21 protein-coding genes are annotated in these 21487 nt (G+C 38.8%); 3 read left to right on the top strand and 18 right to left on the bottom strand.

Going from position 1 to position 21487, the window contains the following annotated elements:
* Window positions 1-220: 220 nt before the first annotated feature.
* From ACUVXA_RS03035 to ACUVXA_RS03025, 3 genes are all read left to right on the top strand, one after another.
* On the top strand, window positions 221-961 hold the full coding sequence (locus tag ACUVXA_RS03035; RefSeq protein WP_445869757.1) for a nucleotidyltransferase domain-containing protein: 741 nt from the start codon (window positions 221-223) through the stop codon (window positions 959-961).
* Entirely contained in the window at window positions 958-1392 is a 435-nt protein-coding gene (locus ACUVXA_RS03030) for a HEPN domain-containing protein (protein ID WP_445869756.1), read from the top strand. Before ACUVXA_RS03035 ends, ACUVXA_RS03030 begins: the two co-directional genes overlap by 4 nt.
* 380 nt (window positions 1393-1772) lie before the next feature.
* Window positions 1773-2096 carry a hypothetical protein gene (locus tag ACUVXA_RS03025; RefSeq protein WP_445869755.1) on the top strand — a complete coding sequence of 108 codons (324 nt, stop codon included), beginning with the start codon at window positions 1773-1775 and terminating at the stop codon, window positions 2094-2096.
* Window positions 2097-2227: 131 nt separating this feature from the next.
* On the opposite strand, the gene ACUVXA_RS03020 is transcribed toward ACUVXA_RS03025, so the two are convergent.
* The 18 genes from ACUVXA_RS03020 to ACUVXA_RS02935 all read right to left on the bottom strand — a co-directional run bounded on the left by ACUVXA_RS03020 (window position 2228) and on the right by ACUVXA_RS02935 (window position 21354).
* Window positions 2228-3166 (bottom strand): RAMP superfamily CRISPR-associated protein, encoded by a 939-nt coding sequence (locus ACUVXA_RS03020; RefSeq protein WP_445869754.1) that lies wholly within the window; start codon window positions 3164-3166, stop codon window positions 2228-2230.
* A gap of 13 nt (window positions 3167-3179) precedes the next feature.
* Window positions 3180-3557 (bottom strand): hypothetical protein, encoded by a 378-nt coding sequence (locus ACUVXA_RS03015; RefSeq protein ID WP_445869753.1) that lies wholly within the window; start codon window positions 3555-3557, stop codon window positions 3180-3182.
* Window positions 3544-4383 (bottom strand): type III-B CRISPR module RAMP protein Cmr4, encoded by an 840-nt coding sequence (gene cmr4 / locus ACUVXA_RS03010; RefSeq protein WP_445869758.1) that lies wholly within the window; start codon window positions 4381-4383, stop codon window positions 3544-3546. Before cmr4 ends, ACUVXA_RS03015 begins: the two co-directional genes overlap by 14 nt.
* A gap of 16 nt (window positions 4384-4399) precedes the next feature.
* The gene (locus ACUVXA_RS03005) at window positions 4400-7348 is read right to left on the bottom strand and encodes a CRISPR-associated protein Csx11 (RefSeq protein WP_445869752.1); all 2949 of its coding nucleotides are present in this window, start codon (window positions 7346-7348) and stop codon (window positions 4400-4402) included.
* The gene (locus tag ACUVXA_RS03000; protein WP_445869751.1) at window positions 7345-8205 is read right to left on the bottom strand and encodes an RAMP superfamily CRISPR-associated protein; all 861 of its coding nucleotides are present in this window, start codon (window positions 8203-8205) and stop codon (window positions 7345-7347) included. Before ACUVXA_RS03000 ends, ACUVXA_RS03005 begins: the two co-directional genes overlap by 4 nt.
* Window positions 8202-8948 carry a type III-B CRISPR module RAMP protein Cmr1 gene (gene cmr1, locus ACUVXA_RS02995; protein ID WP_445869750.1) on the bottom strand — a complete coding sequence of 249 codons (747 nt, stop codon included), beginning with the start codon at window positions 8946-8948 and terminating at the stop codon, window positions 8202-8204. The genes ACUVXA_RS03000 and cmr1 overlap by 4 nt, the downstream gene beginning before the upstream one ends.
* A gap of 329 nt (window positions 8949-9277) precedes the next feature.
* Entirely contained in the window at window positions 9278-10030 is a 753-nt protein-coding gene (gene csa3 / locus ACUVXA_RS02990) for a CRISPR-associated CARF protein Csa3 (protein ID WP_445869749.1), read from the bottom strand.
* Complete coding sequence (gene cas3, locus ACUVXA_RS02985; protein ID WP_445869748.1) at window positions 10023-12098, bottom strand: type I-D CRISPR-associated helicase Cas3'; 2076 nt, start codon at window positions 12096-12098, stop codon at window positions 10023-10025. The genes csa3 and cas3 overlap by 8 nt, the downstream gene beginning before the upstream one ends.
* Complete coding sequence (gene cas5d, locus ACUVXA_RS02980; RefSeq protein WP_445869747.1) at window positions 12098-12925, bottom strand: type I-D CRISPR-associated protein Cas5/Csc1; 828 nt, start codon at window positions 12923-12925, stop codon at window positions 12098-12100. The genes cas3 and cas5d overlap by 1 nt, the downstream gene beginning before the upstream one ends.
* A 16-nt stretch (window positions 12926-12941) precedes the next feature.
* Window positions 12942-13928, bottom strand: a complete 987-nt coding sequence (gene cas7d, locus ACUVXA_RS02975) for a type I-D CRISPR-associated protein Cas7/Csc2 (protein WP_445869746.1) — start codon at window positions 13926-13928, stop codon at window positions 12942-12944.
* A gap of 6 nt (window positions 13929-13934) precedes the next feature.
* Window positions 13935-14378 (bottom strand): hypothetical protein, encoded by a 444-nt coding sequence (locus ACUVXA_RS02970; protein ID WP_445869745.1) that lies wholly within the window; start codon window positions 14376-14378, stop codon window positions 13935-13937.
* 65 nt (window positions 14379-14443) lie between these two features.
* Window positions 14444-17080, bottom strand: coding sequence for an HD domain-containing protein (locus tag ACUVXA_RS02965; RefSeq protein WP_445869744.1), 2637 nt, complete (start codon window positions 17078-17080; stop codon window positions 14444-14446).
* Between the two features lie 132 nt (window positions 17081-17212).
* Window positions 17213-17809 (bottom strand): CRISPR-associated protein Cas4, encoded by a 597-nt coding sequence (gene cas4, locus ACUVXA_RS02960; protein ID WP_445869743.1) that lies wholly within the window; start codon window positions 17807-17809, stop codon window positions 17213-17215.
* Entirely contained in the window at window positions 17806-18084 is a 279-nt protein-coding gene (gene cas2 / locus ACUVXA_RS02955; protein ID WP_445869742.1) for a CRISPR-associated endonuclease Cas2, read from the bottom strand. The genes cas4 and cas2 overlap by 4 nt, the downstream gene beginning before the upstream one ends.
* The gene (gene cas1 / locus ACUVXA_RS02950) at window positions 18077-19126 is read right to left on the bottom strand and encodes a CRISPR-associated endonuclease Cas1 (RefSeq protein WP_445869741.1); all 1050 of its coding nucleotides are present in this window, start codon (window positions 19124-19126) and stop codon (window positions 18077-18079) included. The genes cas2 and cas1 overlap by 8 nt, the downstream gene beginning before the upstream one ends.
* 2 nt (window positions 19127-19128) lie before the next feature.
* Window positions 19129-20028: a DUF2797 domain-containing protein gene (locus ACUVXA_RS02945; RefSeq protein ID WP_445869740.1), complete on the bottom strand. Its 900-nt coding sequence runs from the start codon at window positions 20026-20028 to the stop codon at window positions 19129-19131.
* Between the two features lie 280 nt (window positions 20029-20308).
* Window positions 20309-20749 (bottom strand): HEPN domain-containing protein, encoded by a 441-nt coding sequence (locus ACUVXA_RS02940; RefSeq protein ID WP_445869739.1) that lies wholly within the window; start codon window positions 20747-20749, stop codon window positions 20309-20311.
* Window positions 20728-21354 (bottom strand): nucleotidyltransferase domain-containing protein, encoded by a 627-nt coding sequence (locus ACUVXA_RS02935; protein WP_445869738.1) that lies wholly within the window; start codon window positions 21352-21354, stop codon window positions 20728-20730. The genes ACUVXA_RS02940 and ACUVXA_RS02935 overlap by 22 nt, the downstream gene beginning before the upstream one ends.
* Window positions 21355-21487 lie beyond the last annotated feature (133 nt).

The following is a 21487-nucleotide window of genomic DNA, read 5'->3' as shown; positions in this document are numbered from 1 at the left end:
GCCAGTTGGGCGGAGACGCAAAACGCCTGCAAGAGCGGAGAGGTTCATGCCCCAAAAGGGCAGGTGCTCCCCTATGAAGCAGGAACCGAACACCATTTAGGCGGTGTCCTAAATGGGTAAGTTTCGGACAACGGATTATACCAGACGTAGAGTTATGTGGAATATGGCAAATGTTTAAATTGGTGTACTATTTGGTAATTATTAACTATTTGGTGATTATATGGTGTGGGTTCCAGCGTGGCTCGGTAATTTCTACTCCAAAATATACCTTTACTACGGTGACCACCCCTTTAGCGTTGAGGAAGTTAAAGAGGAGCTGACCATTGACCGGCAAAAGTTGAGGGTTCTGCTCTCTCGACTACACAAGGCGGGGTACATTGAGAGAACCGCCAGAGGGACATACCGTGCATTGGACCCATTGATAATAGTCCTAAACGTTGTGGACGACAGTTGGATGCACCAGGTGAGGCAGAGAGAGTATATTCCCCTTATTCGAGAATTCGCCTGCGAAGTCTTCAAAAAATACAGTGGTCGCGTCTACTCCGTGGTGCTCTTCGGCTCTGCTGCCCGCGGAGAAGCCAGAAAGAACAGTGACCTAGACTTTCTAATAGTGGTAAAAGACTTGCCCGAAAACTATAGCCAACGTGTAAAAGAAATTTCACAAATCATTGAAAAACTGACACAAACTAAGCTCGCCCTATGGGGGCAAAGCGGGATATTCGCCAACGTCGAAGCCATTATATTAACACCGGAGGAAGCCTCCATAAATCAGCCAATCTACTTAGACATGATTTCAGACTCCGTAACAATATATGACAGAAAAGATTTCATGAAAAACACTCTCTCAAAACTGAGAAAAAAGCTGGAAGAAATGGGAGCCAAAAAAATCACCACACCGAAAGGAGACTGGTACTGGCAACTTAAAGACAAAGTGGAAAGAGGAGAGGTGCTCGAAATTTGAGAACCGACAAAATGGCCGCAGACTTCCTCCAACGCGTAAAAGCCCGACTCACAGACGCCGGAGCTGCACTCAAAAGAGGCGACTACCCAGACGTAGTAAGGTACTCCCAAGAATGCGTAGAACTATCCACCAAAGCATGTCTGAGAGTCATAGGAGTAGACTATCCCAAGGTACACGATGTGGGCGACATCCTCGAGTACTACAGAGACAGTTTCCCCGAATGGCTCAGAAAAGAGATATCCCAAATGAGGGAGATTTCAAGAGACCTCTTCCAGAAAAGAGGGCCAAGCGTATATGGAATCGAAAGGGAAGGAAAAACCGCAAGCGAACTCTTCACCAAAACAGACGCCGAGGAAGCCCTCCAAAACGCTGAAAAAGTTTACAGCACAAGCCAAAAGTTTTTCAAAGAGTATTATTACAAGAAGCCATAAGATTAGAAACCACACACAACCTCAGAACAACCATCACCAAAAAAAGCATAAAAAACTAAATATAATATAACCACTAGCGGCAGGACACCCTAAGAAGGAAACAGCTTGCAAAAGCAGTTCCTCAGCAGCGAGGATTAGAGATAGTGAGAAGAGATTTAGATATATTCCGAAACAGTGAAGGTAGGCTTATTCTTGAAGAGTGATAGCGTCAAAAGGATATCGTTTTAAAAAGATGACAGTACAATGCTCCAAAGTCTATTGTAGACAGAACTAGGACATAGAATATGAAACATAAATACTATGTTACAAAACGCTTAATTCAGTACTTTCTCTAGGTTATTACAATATTAAAGATGTACTTGAGCCCCTAGGTGAATAATGTGGTTCGAAAGTCGTTTGAAAAACAGGAAAAAGAGACTCACTCTTCAGGTTCGTCCTTGCTTGACTCCCTTGAATTAATGTTTCCAATAAAAAAGAATTGGGAGCCAGTCTGGGAGGATATTCAAAGCTTGTGCATACCGGACAAAGACTATGAATTCATGAATTTTGACGGGGAAACCTTTACACTCAAGGCTAAAAATGAGCAAGCCCTTACCACCAGGTACGCCCTAGCCAATATTCTCAGTAGACTGTTGTACAGCAAGGGAATGCTCGTCCTAAAGTTCAAACCATTAGAAGAACTAAACGAAAACCTAACCAACTAAATAGAATTCATCATAAAGTATCCCAGCGAAACCGCCTCAGGAAAAATAAAAATAGTAAAGGGCTGGTATCCCTCTCCTTCTTAAGTGAATACACTTCAACCATATGCCCCGGTAACGACACAAAACTCATTTTATGGGCATTTCATAATCCCATTCCCCAGCAAGATTACTGAATCTGTTTTCACTTCGACAATGCTCCCTGGCGATATGCAATATCTCGTGTTTGAAAGTATTGCACCAGGTCCAGCCTTATATTCCTGAGATTCACTTTCACTTTTATTCTCTTCAATATCAAAATATCCTCTACCACCCAGAAGTTCAACTTCGCCTTTAAAACAGATTCCTCTATCATATTCAAAATGAGATAAGATAGGCTCATTTTTATAGACTTTTATTTTAACATAATCACGGTCGATGTTATCTTCTATGGGAAATTTTGTTTCAGTACCAACAGATTCCAATTCAACTACCCCAAAGCCATAGTTTTGCTCTCCACCCAAAATCAATGTTTCAATTAAATTAATTTCATCAACAAATATGCCGTTGCCCATTTTAACTTCTTTTTCTCCATTTTCAGCAGGTAATTTACATCCTTTTTTACCCCAGATGCACCCAATGAGCTTCGTGATTCTTATATTTCCCCCCTCATCTCTAAATTTATTTTTTATAAATTCAATCTCGTGAAATGACCCATATTTTGCTGTTCCCTTCTCGTGGTCCATTGCTGTTAAAACTCGGCTGCCTATGAAGTTATGTTCAAAATCTCTAATGTTTTTATCACCATATTTTATTCCCTCATCTGTATACGCTGGAAGATAAATGGTTTCACCGTCATAGATGTAAAAATAAGAAAAACGAAAATTTTTCATTACCTCTTTTCCAACATTACGATACTCTCTAGTTTTGGGATTATCAAAAAGTTTTTCTGTCGCTCTTTTTGTGATAGCGCCCCAAATATTTTTGCTCGGTATATAATATCTTGTTGAGGCTATAACCGAACCTTTGTTTGGCAAATATCCAATATGTACAGGGCTTTTTAGAGTAAAAGCAACATCAATCCTCTTCAACATTTTCTCCGCCTTTTCACGTCCTACAATGATATAACGCATAGATGAGGGCGCGTTCAAGGATTTTTTTTAGGAATAAAAGTTTATCAATATCCTGAGCGATCTCTGTTAACTTTTTAGTTTGACTTTTAAAATCATTGGGAAAATTCTCGGAATTTAGAAGAAAATTTTTGACACCAGATTCGTTCAGTAGAGGAGTTAATTTTTCTCTTATTCCTTTATTTTTTGTCTCAAGCCAGAGAAACATTGCATAAACACCATCTTCCTTAAGAACCCACAATGCAGTCCTAATGATATTTTCAGAACTCTTATCCCTGGGCATCTGTTGACCATGCTTAATGCACAAATAATCAAGATTAAACATTGCTTTCACCTTCGCTTTATGGCTCAGCATTACCGCTATCCCCCTCTAGAGGAAATACTTCAATTCTACCAAAACCACGCGTACCCAGACCACCAACACCGAGGAGTTTTAAATATGGAAAAGTTGATTTAATCAAGGTATCAGCATCATTTACAATTCCTCTACGTTTATCGATAACGACCTCAAATCCAAACACTGTCCCTCTTGGTATCGCTTCGTAAGTGAAAAGCGCTCCTTCTTTTGCAGTTCCTGTTTCTGGGTCAATTCTAACGGAAGTTTTGATTTCCAAGTTATCGTTTATTATATGAGAGAAGAGTTTGTCTGAAACAATTACGATTCTCTTTACAAATTTGCTTAGTTTTGAAGGTAATGTAGTTTCTTTACCATCGGATATACTCTGAAGCTCCAGCATTAGCCAGCCAAGATTAAAAGGTTTTGAGTCATCAATTCCTTTCATGACATATGCCTTGTCTTGAACTTTGTCAGGAATTTTTAGTTTTTCCCCATTTTTGTCTTTTACATCTACAAGCCAATATTCAATAAGTTCTTTGGTTGTAATCCAAACTGTTCCTTGAATTGATGTTACAGGGAAGAAAAGTATCTGTGAATCGTAGAATCTCACCATTCCCTGCTGTGTTTCCGTTCCAAATATCTCTTCTATATTGACGCTTTGAAATTTTGCCGAATCCTCTTTTTTGGCGATCTCTGCATAAGCCCTTATCACTCCAGCAATCGATGTTCCTGGTATCTTTGGCACATTTGTTGTTGGGTCTCTAACTATTGTATTGTCCGCTCTTCCGAGTCTATATTCCCCTGAACCTATGTGGACAGGGTCTAGAGATATTGCAACAAACATTTTTTCTTCTGGATAGTTACTCGTTTTTTTCACCCTCCTTTACTTTTAGAGTATGTATGAAAAGGGTTATCGTATCAAGTAAAAACCCCTTAAGTGCAGAATTGAGAAGATTCCGCGTTTCTTCTCCCAATTTAGTCCAATTCTCTGCAAAAGCATCCTTTAATGTTGCTTCAGCAAATTCTCTAAATACAAATTCTTTATTTATGTCTTTGTCATTTATCCACTCTCTCAACTTCTCTGAGAGCGTCATCTCAATGAAGTTTATCTGGGAAGTAGATAAATTTGCATACAAAATTTTCCACAAATCTATTAGTTTTTGAGACTGGTACATATAGTAAGGTCTAGGCATAAGCCACCCATATGCTTTACTCTCTCTTCTCCCCTTCTTATAGTAAATTTCGTATCTATCTGTGGTAGCTAGAAGCAAATCGAAATCAAAATAACCAGGGTACAATGTATAGGATTTTCCTTCAGAGAGCTGCGCAAGATCATCAAGGGTATATTTCTCTTTTTTATTTATGGGATAAAAGCTATAATGTTTATCTTCTCTCGTTTTTTTTACGTCCCACCACGGTTCCATAGACACTGATTCTCTAAAGTTTTCATCTTTTAATATTCTTTCTCCAGAATCTAAAAGCACAGATAATGGAAATTTACTTTTTGCGATAAGTAAACCAATATTTAGAGGCAATTTTCCAATAATTTTCTCAAATCTCTCGTTGTAAATGTTTAAGACAAGTTCCGCTATCTCAATTGAATCGGATGCAGGAACAATCATACGAAGAGAAAGAGGTGATTTCGTTATCTCAATTAATGGGCAATACTCCTCTATTTTTAAGTCGTTGCATTTTACAATTTGAGAATTTTCTAATAGATTTTCATTTGGTTTATCTTCATTTTCCAGCCAGCAAAAACCGATATTTTCCAAACCTTTTTTAATAGCATCTGCACCATGTATATTATCCAATTTGAATTTATCAAGTGATTCAATAGTATAAAATTTTCCATTTGAGGAATGAAATACAAGAAGCGTTTCTGTCTCTAAATTGCTAATTTTGATTGTGTATGGAGTGTGGTGTTTGAGTTCAGTTTTAATATTTGAAATATCGACAGAAAAAGTAATCCTCTTCCATTTTATGGAATAAATCTTGTCTTTTATTTCACTAATAATTAAATCAAAAATATTGTTTGTTTCATTCCAGATTCTAAATAGACGTGCTGGAGAAGGGTTTTGAGTAAACGTTAAAGATAGTATATTTTTAGAGGTTATATCCGTTAACTTTGAACTAAAAATTTCCCACATATTTTTAATGAATAAGGGATTATCAATTCCATCTTTTTTCTTTTCTTCACTCACGTTAATGTCTTCAAAAAGAGTGTTGAAAACTTTTGTTCTTAAAGAAATTTTATCTTGAGCATCGCTAAAAGTTGGATCTGCCAGCGCTTCCTTAACAAAGTAGTCCATGAAATATTCGGCTAAATCTCTAAGTGAATTCTTTGGAGGTTTTCTACCAAGTGATTTTTCTATTCTTCTCATAAATTGCGCATTATCTTCAATTTCTTTAGCTCTACTCTCATGCCAATCCTCAAAACTCTGAGAATAAAATGTTCCAATCATTGATCCATCAAGCCACTTATCGATATCAAAACTCAAGTTAAGTAAGGCGATACGGTTATTTTTATCAGCAACCTCATCTATCCAAATTGTGTCTCTTCTATCGGCAAACAACCAATTTTGCAGCCTTCTTTCTACTCTTTTCTTGCAAATATTGCACATATCAGATTCGATATGTTTTGTTCTGAATTTACAAACAGGACATATATCTTCGTCTTTTTGAGGAGTTGGCAAGTCAGGATTTTCTAAAATTTTCTCTCCGTCCTCGTTTTGTTCTACAAACAATATTGGACTGGTCTTTGGAATCTTCCTTTTTTTATATACGAACCTTAGTTCATCAGCCAGAATGGTAAGAGTTCTTGAGGCTTTGCTTAGTGTGAAGAAGGGCCATATCTCGTTTTCACTATTTCGCATTATACTTTCAAATCCAATTTTTGCACATTCTTTGGCAAGTTCTTCTGACTTGTCAAAATCTGGAAAAGTGAAATAGATACTATTTATATCTTCATAAATTGCATTCCCTATAGGTATTTCATCTTCAAACTTTTTTTTAAGTTCCTTTTTAATGCATTCAATGATCTCATTTCGTTTCCAAATATCAGCAATCTTTTTACCCTTGTTAATGAATTCAATTCCATCCCAACAAAAACCAATTACCCGCCATTTTTCCTTATCTTTAGAGGTATCAATATTCTCCTCCAGTATGCATCTAATTATCAGAGTTTTAAACAACGAAGCGGTAGAATGAGAATGATCCCACAGAGTTACATCGTTCGAGGGAATCCTCGTTTCTCCAAGGACATGAGTGAAGACCTTTTCAAGAGTTTCTATCAAAAATCCTCTAAATTCAGCTAGTGATACTGAATTAGAGATATATTTTCCAAAAAAATCTATTAACTCGTCGGACAAATGAACCAAACTTTCCTCAAGATTTTTTAGGTCAATTTTTTCTTTTGAATAACCAAAAGGAGAAGTTATAACTGTATTTTCTATCGATTGCTTTTCTCTCACAATACCTTTATCGTCTGCTGAGTCAAGTCTATCGCAGGATTCGAGTAACTTTACGAGTACTTCTTGGGTGTCTCTATCATGATGCTTTCGTATAATTGAAGAAATATTTGCTTGTTTACCTGCAATTTTGAATTGGAATTTTCCATTTTCAATTTGTTTTACCAATTCAGGATTTAGAAATTTATCAATTTGTGTATGACAATCTTTGGTGGTTTCTCCTATAGATTTACTCCTAATAAAATTGGGGTGACATTTTCCAATATCATGAAGTAATGCTCCAATTTCGCCAATTAAGATTGCTTCTCTATTATTTATGAGATTTTGAATTAACTCACTCATTGTTTGCTCTCCCTCATCTTCTTAACCAACTCATCTAACGTAGAGAATCCCTTTTCTATAACTTCCAAGCCTGATTTTATCCAAACATTTCCTTCTTTTAGTGTTTCATTAATTACACCAAATCCAGAGGACTTTTTTGCTGAAAATCCATAGACATAAAACATCATCATCAATGCTTGTGCTAAAAAATTAAAATCTTCTTTTACTTCATTTGCTTTAAAATCTTCACTTTTTGGATAGGGAAAATAGAGTAAATAAAATTCACCATTCTTCCCAGGCTTCATTACTTCAAGATTTATTGGACTCCTCCCTTCCACAGGTGTTCTTGTTTTTCGATCTAACGGTGTAATAACATCTCTCCCTGCTCCCTCTTCGAAAAATGTTGGGAAGAAGTAAAGTCTTCCCTTCAAGGAATTTTCATCATTCTCTGAGCCAGAGCCAAACAGTCTTCTTATAATTTTCTTTTTCTTATCTTTATCATCCCAATCTACTCTTTCAGAAGCAAATCTCAGTTGTCCTTTCCATGTCGAAGGTCTCACCATGGGGCATCCCAGAAACTTATCCCTTACGATAGGGTTCTCAAAAATTCTAAGTTCATTTTCTTTATCCTCAATAACATGAAACTCACCTTCATCTTTACTCGTATAGGGTTTTTTAAGAGTGAAGGATATCTTTAGAAGGAGAGAATTTTGAGGAAGTTGCTTTATGTCCTCTTTGGATGGATAGAATTGATCATAATCCTTCTCCTTGGAGATTTCAGTTAGGACTTGTTTCTTTTTTTTGCCCAATTCTAATTTCTGATTTTCTGCATCACTACTTAGATTTGCTGCTGAAAGATAATAATCATGAATTGTCATTTTAATTCCTCCAATAATTTACCACCTTCCACAAACTGTACCTTTCTTTTTTCTAAAAATTCTTTAATTTGAGCATATTCCTTTTCATCCTTTGCATAGGCAAAGAAACGATATGGTTTATTCTGAAATGTTTTGTAAAAGTATCTCTTTGCGTTTCCTGGTTGTCCTTTCAAAAAGGACAAACTATTCTTTAATTCTTTGATTACGTAGTATTTCAAATTCTTGTTGATGAAAATAAACTTCATAATGTTCGGATTATCTGTATTGCTCCCCTTTCTTTTCAAATATTTGTCTATCTGAATTTTGTTTGCAGTATACCTCTCCAAACCATTTTTTTCTATTTTAATCAGCCCCTCAGACTTTGCAATTTTTCCCCCCAATGAACCATACTCTGCAATTATTTTAATCGTTATATTTAACAAAGCCAACTCAAGATTACTCATTTCTCTTAATTCCATAAACTGTAATGTAACATTTCTATTTTCTTTCTCAACCTCCAATCGGAACTTCCTTGCCCAACCAGTACATCCAAATAATTCACAAGCATCGCAATGGTTGTTATCTTTACAATTTGTATCTGTCGGGTCGCAGGCAGTCCCGCGCAGCCCTCTTATCATCGCTTCATACCACCATCTTAAACTTCCAATTATACCAGTCTCTCTTAATAATTTTGAAGATTTTTTATCTGCATCCCCTGTCCAAATTTTAGTTAATTCTTCAAGTTTAATTGCAAATTTTCTCATTTACCTTCACTTCTATTACTCCTATCATTTCAAAGCTTATCTACGATTTTGACCATTGTTTGGTGTTACTTAGGTTCTAAATTAATGTTATATTTATCCAAAGGTTGTACGATTGTCCGTGTTAATACCACAATCGGATTGTTTTTATTTTCTCTATCACATGAAAGGAGGAAGATTTGATTTTCTCCTTATCCCCTTTCTCGTATTTGTTATATTTTTCTGCAAAGTGGATTTACTTATTTCTATTGCTATCTTACAATATTTATTTCTTCCCAATATCTTCATACTCTCATGTATTAACTATGTGCTTATTCTTGTATTCCTCTTAGTTACCTGTTAGATATAGTATTTCTACAGCTGCTTTTTTCTGCGTTTTTAGCGTTTAGTAAGTAGTTTTGACTTGTTGAGTCATGTGTAAGCAGGAATAATTTTCCGAGATTTGAGATTGTGTAAGTGTAGGTTCTTCCTTCTCGTTTTCTTTCCAAGAATTTTTCTTCTACTAATTTGTTTATTGTTCTTGAGGTTGAGGATTCATCTTTATTTAGATCGTGTGCTATTTGTTCGAGTGTCGAAGCTTGATTTGCTACTTTTTTTAGAATCTGTATTTTGTGGGTTTTTGGCATTTCTAGGAATAGGGGGATTTCGATCCTTTGTCCCTTTTTTTCTTGAATTGTTACTAATGTTTTTACCTTGTTTTTGGAGGTAATTGCAGCTAGAAGTGCTATTATGATTATGCAGCGCATTCCGCCTGAAAGGTCAAAGAATACATCGTATTCGCTGTGTTCATTTATTTTTTCGACTATGCGGAGTACTGCGTTCCAGATGTCTTCTTCTGTTATTCGAAGAAATTCGTGTTCGATGTGTATTCCGCGGCTTTTAAGATAATTTATGTTAGTGAGAACTTCTTGTTCAGCTAAGGTTCCTCGTTCAGACTGATCTTCAGGGACTATGAAAATGTACTTGTCATTTTTCAGTACATTGTGTATTGCGATGGAGCTTAGGAATATACCGGCATCGAATCCCAGAGTCAAAAAAACGCATTTCTTTTTTCCATTTTTGTTAACGGACGTGTTTTCAAACATTGAATCTCCCTTTTTGCTCGTTTTCTAAACAACATTTTACGAACGCGCTAGCACCTATAATTAGGAAGCCTTGATTATTTGCACATGGTATGGCAGGCATACGCCAATCTTCTTTTGAATATGAATGATATCCTGGAATTCCTGTCAGTGCATGTTGCATCTCTCGCATAAAATCAGTGTCAGCTTTATCACATCTAATGATTGTGTTTCGATTATTAATAGAGAATGGACGGTGGCTCATATAGTTTGGAAGATGCAGGTCGGCATAAATTTTGGTTTGTTCTTTTCTTATTCCATTTATTATCGCTATTGCATCTCTGTGCTGTAGTCTAAAGCGGTTGAGTGCTGCGTTTATTTCTCTTCTTTTTTGAGGTTCAAGGTTTCCTAATACTTGGTCTTGTTTGAACTCGTCTAGTTCCTGTATTTGGAAATGAAGCTTCCTTAAGTCAAGAACACTAATTGACTGAATAATACCATAATGCTGGAAGTATGCAGGAATCTCCATTGAAAAATCTCTAAAGCCTGCAACACTCGTAACTTTTATCAGCTTTCCTCCATCCATCAGCACAAACTCATCGAATGTATCATTAAGTTTTTGGGGATTGAAAAATGGTGGCTGGAATTGTTTCTTTTCTATGCATTCAATGATTTTGTTATTTCGATTCTCCTTGGATATTTTTCCAGATATTATAAAGGCGTTGATAAACCTGTAGAGAAAAGCGAGATAAAGCATTTCACCGTAACTACTTTTAACGAAACTTCCGTAAGTTGGCATGTACTCCAAGCCTTTATTAACTGCTTCAATAAGTTTCTCGTAGGGAATAGGTCCTTCATTTTCCTTTCTTAATTCGTCTCTTAATATGCGGAGTGTTTCTATGGGTACAAGGGCTAGGGTTTCGCATTGAGTATGTCTAGCGCCTCTTCCTAGTCTCTGTATGAAAGAAGACGCATTATTGGCCTCGAATATAAGTGAAGCTGTATCGAAGTCAACTCCTACCTCGATTGCGCTTGTACCAACCACTATATCTGAAAACTCTGAAGGCTTTAAGCGCGCCTTTTTTGGTATTAAACCGTGAATGGGGGTAACCTTATCCTCTCCAAAAATTTTCTCAAGTTCGCGTCTTACCTGCTCCGCGAAAACAACCGAGTTTAAAATGACTAACACTTTAACGTTAGATTGACTGTCCTTGTGGCGGGCGTACAATTCATTTACATTGTTAACTAAAAACTTCACATCTTCTTGATAGAATAAATAGGGAGATCCTGAAGGAATTCCGCGAATGGTGAGGTCTGTTTCATACCGAATTATTCTACCTTCTTCTTTTTGAGTGAATGACGGAGTGATAATCTCAGGGGTACTGTACAGTTCGCTTAAGAGACGTAGTGTGTTGTCATTTTCTTCGTTAGTTATAGTTGCGCTTGAAACTATTAGCTTTAGGATATATTCCTTGAAAAACGATAGTAGAAAGATTAAATTTGCAAGTGAGTAACTATGGTAAAGGTGGAACTCGTCTAATACTAAAGTCTTAAACCCGCTGATTATAAAATCCTTGAGAACATTCAAGGGTGTTTTAAATTCCCCTTTGAGTATTAAAAAGAGAATATCGGGATTAGTTAACATTATTGTCTGGTTACCTTGCGCTTCAACCATCAGGTTTCTAATTATAGTACCGTGTGGAACGTATTTTCCGTCTTTAATGCTTTTCCTGTCAAGTAACTCGCCGGATATTGGAAGTATGCTAATCTTGCTGGTGCTGTTACTTGTTTCCTCACCTAGAATTTTAGCAGAATACCCACAATCTTCGATAGATTTTTTCAGGTTTTCGACTTGATCATGCAAGAGCGCATTTGTCGGATAAATGAAGATTGCGTTCTCGTTATGTTTTAGTATGTTTGATAGTGCAGCGAGGGTTTTGCCACCTGATGTTGGCACATTTTGAACAATAAATTTTGAAGTGCTATTGTAAACCCTGAGTTGATGTTCCATTAGTTTAAAAATACCGATGCACTCAGAACTGCAAGGAACGTATACCTCCGAAAGTTTCACTTTTATCATGCTATCCGGCATTAATGAAACACCATAGGATAAATTTTAGGATCAGGTTTTGCGATTTTAACCTCTCGTTTTAATCCGAACTCGTTTATGTAACTACATGTATAGTAGGGCCCATTTAACCTAGCTGAAACAATCAACGGAACCCAGGGTTGCATAACAATGTTTCCATCACAAAACATATGGGACGCCTTAATGTCATTCCAATTTACAGGGTGATCAGGTTTAAATTCTCCTGACTTCTCCTTCACATTTTCACATTTCGTGTAGACCGACACTACGGGCACCATCTTTTTTCCCAGTCTAATAATTCGTGGACCCACCCCACCGCCTATAATGAAGAACTCAAAAGTGTTGAGGGGCGGGTACTTCGTATAGGTGCCCCACTTGGGTAGAACAAATTTTCTACGTATTATAGACTCCTTTTGTGTACTGAAAATAAATGGCGAGTCAACAGCGTTAAAAGAGATTTCAACAGCAGGGTTCCACCGCCAAGGAATGTTTTCTCCACAAACCGCCGCTCTGATTTCAGACAATTCTTGCTGTGAAGCTGCTGGTGTTGCATATAATGTGAATCGCTGCAGGTCTTCATCATAGTTGGGCCGCGTACCGCTGACTATTCGCTGAACGGTAGAGAGACTTCGATTAAGCGCGTACATCAAAGCTATGTTGCTTAGATATGGTGAAAAATAACTCCTGCCGCCATACTCTCTAGTCACATAAAATAGGAAATCATGAGCAGAGATTAAGACACGGTAAATATTAAGTGGCATGTTGCTCTCTGATACTTCGTTATCCTTTGGTTCCTTTTTGAGTTTGCTGGATGCGGCTCTTCTGGACATATCGCTTACAACCTTGTTAAGATTTCTTTTTTTCCTCTCCTGCCGTTTTCTCTGCCTTGTCTGTGAAACTTGAAGCTTGGTCGTACATTCTCTGGATTAACTTCTTGTCAATTACGAATTTTTGAATGCTGCTGATCAGGTTCTCCAATTTGTCGTTAGTGATAATGGTTAGCTTGTCTTCGAAAGCTGCGAACTTGCCGTACTTTGAGAGAATCTCCTCCATAGATTTGTAAATATCTCCTTTTAACTCTCTGTCCGATAGTTCTAGAAGCAAGTCGAGGCTGGTGATTGCTTCTTCGTATCCTCCTATTATACCCACTATATGGTTAACCATATCTCCTTTTATTCTGGTCTCTGCACCATACGACTTGGTTGCTATTAGTGTTTTCACAACCATTACGAACTCTTCCCATGTTGGTGATATCAGAGTAACTACTGAAGGGAAGTGTACAACAGGCTGAATGTTTTCAGTTACTCCTAGTGCTTGTCCAGTGGACTGGGTTGGGTCCGAGACCGCGTTCCAAGTAATAAGTTCTGCAATATCCTCATAGGCTTCAAGTGAGTATGCTGAACTGTACTCTATACGGTGTTTAATATTCCACCGACCTTCCTGCCCTTTCTCCACGGAAACCGCACCAAACAGTATGCACCTCGGACATTTTCTACAGAGAGCGTCTTTTAGTGCACACTCTTCTTGTTTTTCGTCAATTTTTACTCCGTTATCTTTCGCAAGAGTACGTACATTACTTATGAACATTCTATTCTCTACTGCTTTCTGTTTTGAGGCTAACATTGCAACTCTTAGCACTGGTGTTGGGTCGGTTTTTCCTTTTGGAAGTGTAACAACGTTAAGTTCATCTCCAGCTTCAGTTCTAAACGCTGTAAAGTCATGGGTTTCTCTAATCAGCAGGATTTGTATTGTTTTAGCAGACCTTAGAAGGGGTGGCTCTGGTTCGAAATAGTTTTTAAGCGAAGATAGAAAATTAGGCATTTCAAGCGACAATTCTTATCACTCCTCCGTTTCTTCTTTACCCTTTTTTGTGTTCTTTATTTTATACTCGAATATTTTTTTGTAAACCCCGTAGTCAATCTCTTTTGTTACACGCAACCATCTCCGTGTCTTAACCTTTTCCCGGATTTCAAGCAGTTTATCGACGCCTTTGCTTAAATTGTCCATCGCGGTAGAAGCTATGTAATCACTGCTTGCAGTGTTTCTATGCACGTTTATTACGTATCCTGTTATCGCCTCCTTATTTGAGAGGCGTTGACCTGTAACTATCGCTAGCATTTTTCCTACAGGGCCCATAAGAGTGTGTTTGCTCCATCCCTTTGCCTTGGGATAATACTCTTTCAAGTATTCTGTTAAATATTCAATTGTCTGCGACACACTTTTCTTTAGTTCTTCTTCAGGAAATTCTTCTTCCTCGCTCATCAATGTTATTAGTTCCCTCATTTTTATCAACTCCTTTCTTAATGTTTAATTTTAGTTTGTTTTCTAAAAATTGTCTCGAATAAATTCTAATTTTCTATTATATTCAAATATTCGATTACCGCAATTAGGTCCTCTCTCTTAATCTTCCTCCTTTTGGATTGAGTAAGCCTGTTTAAAATTTCACCAGGAATCGTTTCTGAGATTTTTAGTAAGGTATTACGTCCATAGTCCGCTTCATAGTCTCGTAGCATTTTCTCTATTAATATCATTGCAGAAAATTTTTGAAGAACTGTTTCCACATGCTGAATTGCTAACCAACCAGTTTTTCCAGGATCTATGCCATAACGAGATAACAAATCGCTGATTGTAGAGCTTCGAGGTATTTGTAAATAACCCTCAGGTGCTCTCGTAAAAATTATTAACTCATTGACATCATCCATAATGCTCACGCATGATTGGAAGACTTTGCCTAGTACCGTTCCTATGAAAACTTGACGTAATTTAGCGGAGGTGTCTGATTCTTTGTAATCTCGGATTTCATTACTTAAAAGGATCATCATGAAGTTGGGGGAGATAAATACTGGCATCGCGTTCTCAACTACCTCTGCATCAACACGAATATTTTCAATTATTTCTCTTCCCCCATGTACTGATTCCAATTTCCTTTCTAGACTTCTATTTAAGAAATCGTGAACCAAAGCATCGAGGTCATTTATTCCATAGTTCGCGTTAGAGAGCACTCTTGTAACTAATGGGCCATTTTCTTTATCTTCAAGGATCTTTGTAATTATTTTTTTCAGTTTCGCTCTTTCATCTTTTGTAAGCATTTCTACAATTTTTGATTCTTCTGGAAGTGCTTGAATGCCTTTACCACTAGAAACTGCTTTAGCCCATTCCAAGTAATTTCCTTCTAAGCCTTTTCCTTTAGCAGAACCCCACTGGTTTGCGAGTTGTTGGCAAGCATTCCACCACACGCCAGCAGTGTATCCATCCAGTTTTAACTGAGGTGCAAGTATAAGCATCTGTGAAGGTTTTTCCAGCATTAAAAGTTTTAATTTTGATTCTAGCGTACAAACGTCGCACACTCGGACCTTGTTCTCTCCTGAAATTACTGTGCCACCTGGTAGGAAATTGTGGAAACTTTCAGAACCGCTTCCAAACCTCCCTGCGACGGCGGTCTCTGTTGCTTCTCGCCCACAGAAAGCACACAGGGGGGTGCCCTTCTTTTTCCCTCGTAGATAGGCTTCAGCAGCCTCTTCGGCTATTTCAGTAGGTTTTCTTCCAAAGTTTGGATATACTACCTCTTCAAGTATTTTATCTATGTTTCCTTCAATCATTTTATCTATAGAGTAGGCATTTTTTGCTTTTGGTGCTAGCATTCTGGTTAAATCTATGAAAAATTCTCTTAGGTCTTCCGAAGCTCTTCTCAGGTTGTCTGCTAAGCCGCAAGCCTCAACCAGATTTTTAGCAAACAAAATTCGATCTATTTCTGATTTTTGTAGAGCCATACCCATCATTACGTCTAAAAATTGAGTGGTTTTCACAGAAAATCTTTCAACAAACGCATTTCTAACCAAATCCATAACTTCGCTGTCCTGTCCCGTGCCTTCAATCGCGTGTTTAATGATATCCGCCATTAGAATGCATGTACGAGTAATACGTTCTAACTGCAGGCAGTAAACCCTTCGTTCATCATCACTGAGGTCTGGAAAAATTGTCAATTTTTTAATTTCCTTTTTTGTATCCTCTTTTAGATCTATTTTAGAAAAGTCTCTTGGAATCACTCTCTCGAAAATATGAGCCCAAAAGGATCCTATAGCCTCTTCACTTGTGTACAAATATTCGGGTGCTTTAAAGTGAGCTGCGTTCAAGCTACCAAAAGCCTTAGGCCCCAATTTACGTCCTAAATTTTTAACCATCTCGTTAATTGACTCTATTAGAACCTCTTTCACTTGCTCCAGGGTTGGTGGAGTATATTCTCCCTCCGCCACATGGATATACACTGTTCCAGTGGGAAAATACATGATATGATGAAAACCGTTTTTCTCAAAAGCTTTATGGAAAGCATCGTGAAGCAGTTGTGTTATGACCCCTCGAATCACACCAATTTCGTGATAAGTCACATTCAGACCAATTATTTTCAAGTTATTCTCGAATTCTTGACCCCATGTTTTTCTCTTGAAATTATCCAAAGTTTTTATACTTTCCAGCTCATCAGCTAGTGCCACCGCTGCAACTAATCTTCTATTCACACTAACTGTCATTAATGTCTCTAATTGATCGAGATTTTCTGGAACTTCTAAAGCCATGACTACTCCATAGACCTTATTTTCAAATTCATTCGGAAGTTCTGAACCCTTTTCCTCAAGAAATAAATGAATATCCTGCTGAACCTGTTCTGGTCTATGATGATGGTAATTCTCAGGCTTTTTTGAACCAGACTCAGCAGCGCTCTGAAATTCGTCCCTTGCCTTACATACGTCATGAAGGAAACCAGAAGCTAATGCAAGAAGCTGATCCTCCTCACTAAACTTAATTATATCGGCAATTCGGTAGGCAGTCCACGCCGTTGCAACAGAGTGAGCCAAGAGACTTTTCTGACCTTGACCATATATAAGACCCTCAGAATCCGAGTATCTTTTCCACTTGGCGATCAACTGATACCATTTTTGTTCATTGGCTTTTAAAAGTAGATGTCTTAACAGATGCTCAGAATTAATCATTTTACTCTCTCCCTGCATTATACAAGTACAATAAACAATATTATAAAGTTTATTGATGAAAATTAATCAATTTTTGCAAAAAAAATGCAATTTGAAAACAATCTATTTCTAACATCATAAAAATGATACATTTTAGCACCTTCTACATATTTTCCACGCTTCGCAGTCTGTGCATTTTTTGGGATTAGCGGTTGGGGGTGGCATCACTTCGTTTTCAACCATCTCTCTTAACTTTTTTAGAATCTGGATCACGGTGACCTTCGCTTTGAAGTCAATTTCTAGGATTCTCTCTTTCTTATCGTCCTCGTAGCGGATTACTACGCTCTTCACAGGTATTTCCAGACAGACCTCTAAAAGTAGGGCGTACGCTGCCATTTGGAGGTAGTAACCGGTGTAGATTGCCTTTGAGGATCCCGCACCGGATTTGACGTCCACCAGTGTTATTTTTTCTCCGTCGTATTCGAAGTAGTCTATCATGGCTGCCAGTCCCAGAGCCTCGGAGCACAGATACATGTTATAGTAGCGTGAGACTCCTCTCTCCTCTTCTATTTCTACTCTTTTGGCTCTGCAGGTTTTTTCGTGCACCTGTTCACCCCTCACCATTTTCACCGTTGGGGAGAATCGTGCCTTTAACACGTAGCGAAAGTAGAGTTTGCGTTTACAGTATCCGTACTGTCTTAGGTCTTCGGCTGTGAAAACAATCCTCGGCTTTGTTTCCCAGACTGTCACGTGATTACCACTTCCTCTTCGGCCACGTTGTATAGTTCACAGACCACCATGTGTGCTTCAAAGCATCTCTCGCACACTGGGAAGATTCGTATGTCTGCGGGTTCTCCTCCTACCATGTCTTCTAGTTCTAGTGCGAGCATTTCGGCTTTGTTTCTGCTCATTTCTCCTATGAAGACGCTTTTCTGGAGGCGTCTTAGACCGTAGCCGAAGAGCCGAGCTGCAATCTTTCCCCTGAGCCGGTCGTCAGGTACATCGTAAGTTACTATATTATTCATTCTGGTCGTCGCCTCCGCTTCCCCACCATTCGAAGGTGTAGGGTGTGTAGCTCTGCGCTTTTCCTAGTAGGTAGCGTGCTATTTCTCGTGCTTGGTGGAATATCCTGTTTTCTAGTGGTGTTTTGCTTTCTTCTGGTTTTGCCTCGCTTTCCAGTCGGGCGAGTATGGCTTCTATGTATTTTTTCTTGGCTTCTTCACTGAACAGTAGTCTTCCTTCGGTGTGTTCAAAGTCTTTGTGGGTTAGTGTTCCTTGGGTGAACATGCTTACTGCGGTTCGGTCTACTAGAGGTTGTCGGAATTCTTCTGAGAGGTCCAAGACTAGGGAGGGTTTTCCGGAGCGGTCTGCGTGTAGGTATCCTGCGAAGGGTTCCAGTCCGCATGCTGTGACTGCTGCTAGTACTCTGCTGTTGAGTATGGTGTATCCTAGGCTGAGGGCGGAGTTGAAGGGGTCTCTGGGGGGTCTTTTCTCTCTTCTCTGGAATCTTATTTCTTCAGGCAGTATTAGTCTTAGGGCTTGGTAGTAGATGCGGGTGGCTTCTGCTTCTAGTCCCATTAGCTCGAACCGGTTTTCCGCTATTAATCCATTTATTCCACCGAGTTTTTCCTGTACTCTTTTTATTTCTTGGATGGCAGTTTCCAGATGGTCTGCTAGTGTGGGGTTGGTGCGTTTTCTGCTGTTTGCGAAGTAGCTGAGTAGTCGGTGCTTGTTGGTCATTCCCGCGTCTACGAAGGTTTTGGCGAGGTGTGTTCCTCTCTCATCGCTGTAGGCGGTTATCTGTTCTCTGCGTGTGAGTACGGTTCCGTGCATGAAGAAGCCGTGGAGGAGGGCTACCGGTTTTCCGCCTCCCATGAAAAGTACTGGTACTCCGTTCTCCGCTAGGAGCTTTACGGCGTCAGAGGAGATGCTGGTGGAGGCGGATACTATGATTTCTGTGAGTTTGACTACTGGGACCTCTTGGAGTTTTTGGCCTCTGCAGGTGATTTTGATGCTTTGTCCACTCTTTCCGATGAAGGTTCCGTGACTGCTTACTTCGATTAACATTTTTAGTCCTCCTCGCAGATTATCCCCTTTCCCCTGGCAGAGCTGAGATCATAGGCGATGAGTAAACTGTTAGATTGAAAGTATAGAATATTCCCTCTCACGTAAGCCACTCTTCCGAGCAAGTCTTCAATCTGCCAGACGCTCAGGTCTACCGTGAATTCGGGGTGTACGCCGTAAACTTGGCTTAGGTCGAGTGTGCATACTTCCTGTAGATCGAATCTTTTTGCGGCTTCTTGGCTTAGTTTTCTTAGTTCCTCTATTTTTGGTCCTTTTGGCTGGGCAAATTCTTCGGCTTTGTATTCGAATCTTACTCTGGTTTCTAGTTCTAGGGCGTCTGCTATGAATTGTTCTGTTTCTTGGGCGGTGGCTAGGTTTAGGTTTCCTCTGAGGACTGTGGCGCAGTCTGCTCCTTGTTCTATTAGTCGGTACTTGTAGCCGTCGGGGGTGCTCCATCTTTCTGTTCGGGTTACTCCGACTTTGTAGAGTTCTCCGAAGCCTGCAATGTAGATTACGTGTTCGTCATTGCAGTGTTGTGCAGCCCAGGCTGAGTCGCATGGTGGGTTTTGTGGGTTGCAGTGTTGGTTGTAGGGTGTGCCGGCGCCTTTGGTTATGCATTCTAGTCTTTGTATTTTGACGAGTTTTTGGCATTCGTCGCAGTATTGGGTGTTTTCCATGGTGGGTTCGAGGCATTCTAGGCAGTATTGTTCTCTGGTGAGTGTGAGTGTATGTTCTCCGTAGAGTGGGGCGCTTCCTAGTCCTAGGGGTGATAGGATGTCTATGTGTGGTAGGCTGAATCCTAGGAAGGGTCGCCAACTGTATCCTCTTATTATGTATTGGATTTCTTCTGGGAGGGTTATTTCTTTTGTGTGGGGAATGGTGATTTGTTGTGTGGTTGTTACCATTAGTTTTCCCTCTTTTTCGCTGGCTGGAGTTTTCTGTTTATATAGTTTATTTGGAAAAATATAAATATTTCGGAAATATATTTCCATAATAATGTTATAATTCAAAAAAGCGCTTCAAAGCATACCCCCTCATCAAGAAAAACAAATCACTGGCGACGAAAACAGTCCAGCTTCAAAAACTAAAAAATATAAACCCCACTATCCACGTATTTAGGAAGCCTTCAGTGAAGTTACAAAACATTAATCAACACACTTGTTCAGGTAGCTCTTTGTGTTTCGTTTATGTTTTGATTTTCAGTTCTTTTAGGATTGTTAGGGTGAGTTTTAGAATATCTCTTGCTTTTTGGAGGGCTTCTTCAGCCATTTTTTGGGTATAGTATTCGGGTGGTATTAGCCATTCGTCTCCGAAGCGGAATGGGTATCTTAAAATTTTCGGTATTTGGGGTTCGATTTCGTGAAGTTTTATGGAGATTTCTCGGAGGGTTGTCTTTGCGTTCTTGTTTGCTTCTTCTGCGATTTTTGCTAGAATCATCCAATTGTTATGTTTTTTGCTGGTTCTTCTTCCGAGGGCGATTATTAGTGCGGATGTTGCGTTTTCCGCGCTTAGTGCGCTGCATAGGAAGGATAGGTGGTATCTTTCGCCGCGTAGGCTGACCTCTGCATCTATCAGTTGCTCTTTTGCGTTTCTAATGAAGGCTTTTATTTCTCCAGTTTCACCCATATTTCCTCATCTGGGTTATAGCTCCAATTTTTGTAAATTTCCTTCTTGAAAACTTTTAAAATTTGGGCGATTCCTGCATTGTCGAAGAGAACTTGGTATCCTTCTAGGATTCCAAAGATTAGGGAGGATTCCATGTTAAGCAGGGCAATGAATTCTTTTAGTGTAATGGAGTTTATCTCGAAGGCTACTCCGTACTTTATGGAAATTTGGTATTCCTCATCGGCAAGACTCAGCGGATTTTCTGAAATAACTAGGAGATCTATGTCGCTCTCCTCACCGGTTTTTCCTTTGGCTACGCTTCCGTAAAGCAGGACGCCTAAGACTTCGGGATGTTTTTCCACGATTTCATAAGCCGCTATCCAAGCGATTTCCTTTAAAGAGGCTGACAGAATAGTATGCAGTTTATCCCAGTCAATCTGATAGCCGTTGCCGCTGATCTTTACCACGCCTAGTTGAAGGAGCTGTTTTAGTTTTATCGATAGCCATCTCTCGCTTAGATCCGTTTCTCTAAATAGTTCGGAGAAGGACTTTTCTCCATTTGATAAGGCTTGGATAATTCTTCCTTCGGGTGTGAGTGTAAATAGTTTAAATACTTTCTTTTTCATGGTAAAAAATTATGTGATTTTGATTTTAAACTTTACTAGGTATAGAAACTTTATTTAGTATACAATTTTCCGGCTTCATTTTTTACTATTTGGGTGAGAGGTGTATTGATAGTTCTGTGGAATGTATTTTTCT

It is taken from the genome of Candidatus Jordarchaeum sp. (assembly GCF_052745115.1).
This window is presented reverse-complemented; position numbering and strand designations above follow the sequence as displayed.

Coding starts and splice junctions, on each gene's coding strand:
- cmr1 (WP_445869750.1), bottom strand. CDS start 8,948: ATGAGAAAATTTGCAATTAAACTTGAAGAATTAACTAAAATTTGGACA.
- ACUVXA_RS02945 (WP_445869740.1), bottom strand. CDS start 20,028: ATGGTAACAACCACACAACAAATCACCATTCCCCACACAAAAGAAATA.
- ACUVXA_RS03035 (WP_445869757.1), top strand. CDS start 221: ATGGTGTGGGTTCCAGCGTGGCTCGGTAATTTCTACTCCAAAATATAC.
- ACUVXA_RS02935 (WP_445869738.1), bottom strand. CDS start 21,354: ATGAAAAAGAAAGTATTTAAACTATTTACACTCACACCCGAAGGAAGA.
- csa3 (WP_445869749.1), bottom strand. CDS start 10,030: ATGTTTGAAAACACGTCCGTTAACAAAAATGGAAAAAAGAAATGCGTT.
- cmr4 (WP_445869758.1), bottom strand. CDS start 4,383: ATGTTTGTTGCAATATCTCTAGACCCTGTCCACATAGGTTCAGGGGAA.
- ACUVXA_RS03000 (WP_445869751.1), bottom strand. CDS start 8,205: ATGACAATTCATGATTATTATCTTTCAGCAGCAAATCTAAGTAGTGAT.
- ACUVXA_RS03015 (WP_445869753.1), bottom strand. CDS start 3,557: ATGCTGAGCCATAAAGCGAAGGTGAAAGCAATGTTTAATCTTGATTAT.
- cas5d (WP_445869747.1), bottom strand. CDS start 12,925: ATGTCCAGAAGAGCCGCATCCAGCAAACTCAAAAAGGAACCAAAGGAT.
- cas1 (WP_445869741.1), bottom strand. CDS start 19,126: ATGTTAATCGAAGTAAGCAGTCACGGAACCTTCATCGGAAAGAGTGGA.
- ACUVXA_RS03005 (WP_445869752.1), bottom strand. CDS start 7,348: ATGAGTGAGTTAATTCAAAATCTCATAAATAATAGAGAAGCAATCTTA.
- cas2 (WP_445869742.1), bottom strand. CDS start 18,084: ATGAATAATATAGTAACTTACGATGTACCTGACGACCGGCTCAGGGGA.
- ACUVXA_RS03020 (WP_445869754.1), bottom strand. CDS start 3,166: ATGTTGAAGAGGATTGATGTTGCTTTTACTCTAAAAAGCCCTGTACAT.
- ACUVXA_RS02970 (WP_445869745.1), bottom strand. CDS start 14,378: ATGAGGGAACTAATAACATTGATGAGCGAGGAAGAAGAATTTCCTGAA.
- cas3 (WP_445869748.1), bottom strand. CDS start 12,098: ATGCCGGATAGCATGATAAAAGTGAAACTTTCGGAGGTATACGTTCCT.
- ACUVXA_RS02940 (WP_445869739.1), bottom strand. CDS start 20,749: ATGGGTGAAACTGGAGAAATAAAAGCCTTCATTAGAAACGCAAAAGAG.
- ACUVXA_RS02965 (WP_445869744.1), bottom strand. CDS start 17,080: ATGATTAATTCTGAGCATCTGTTAAGACATCTACTTTTAAAAGCCAAT.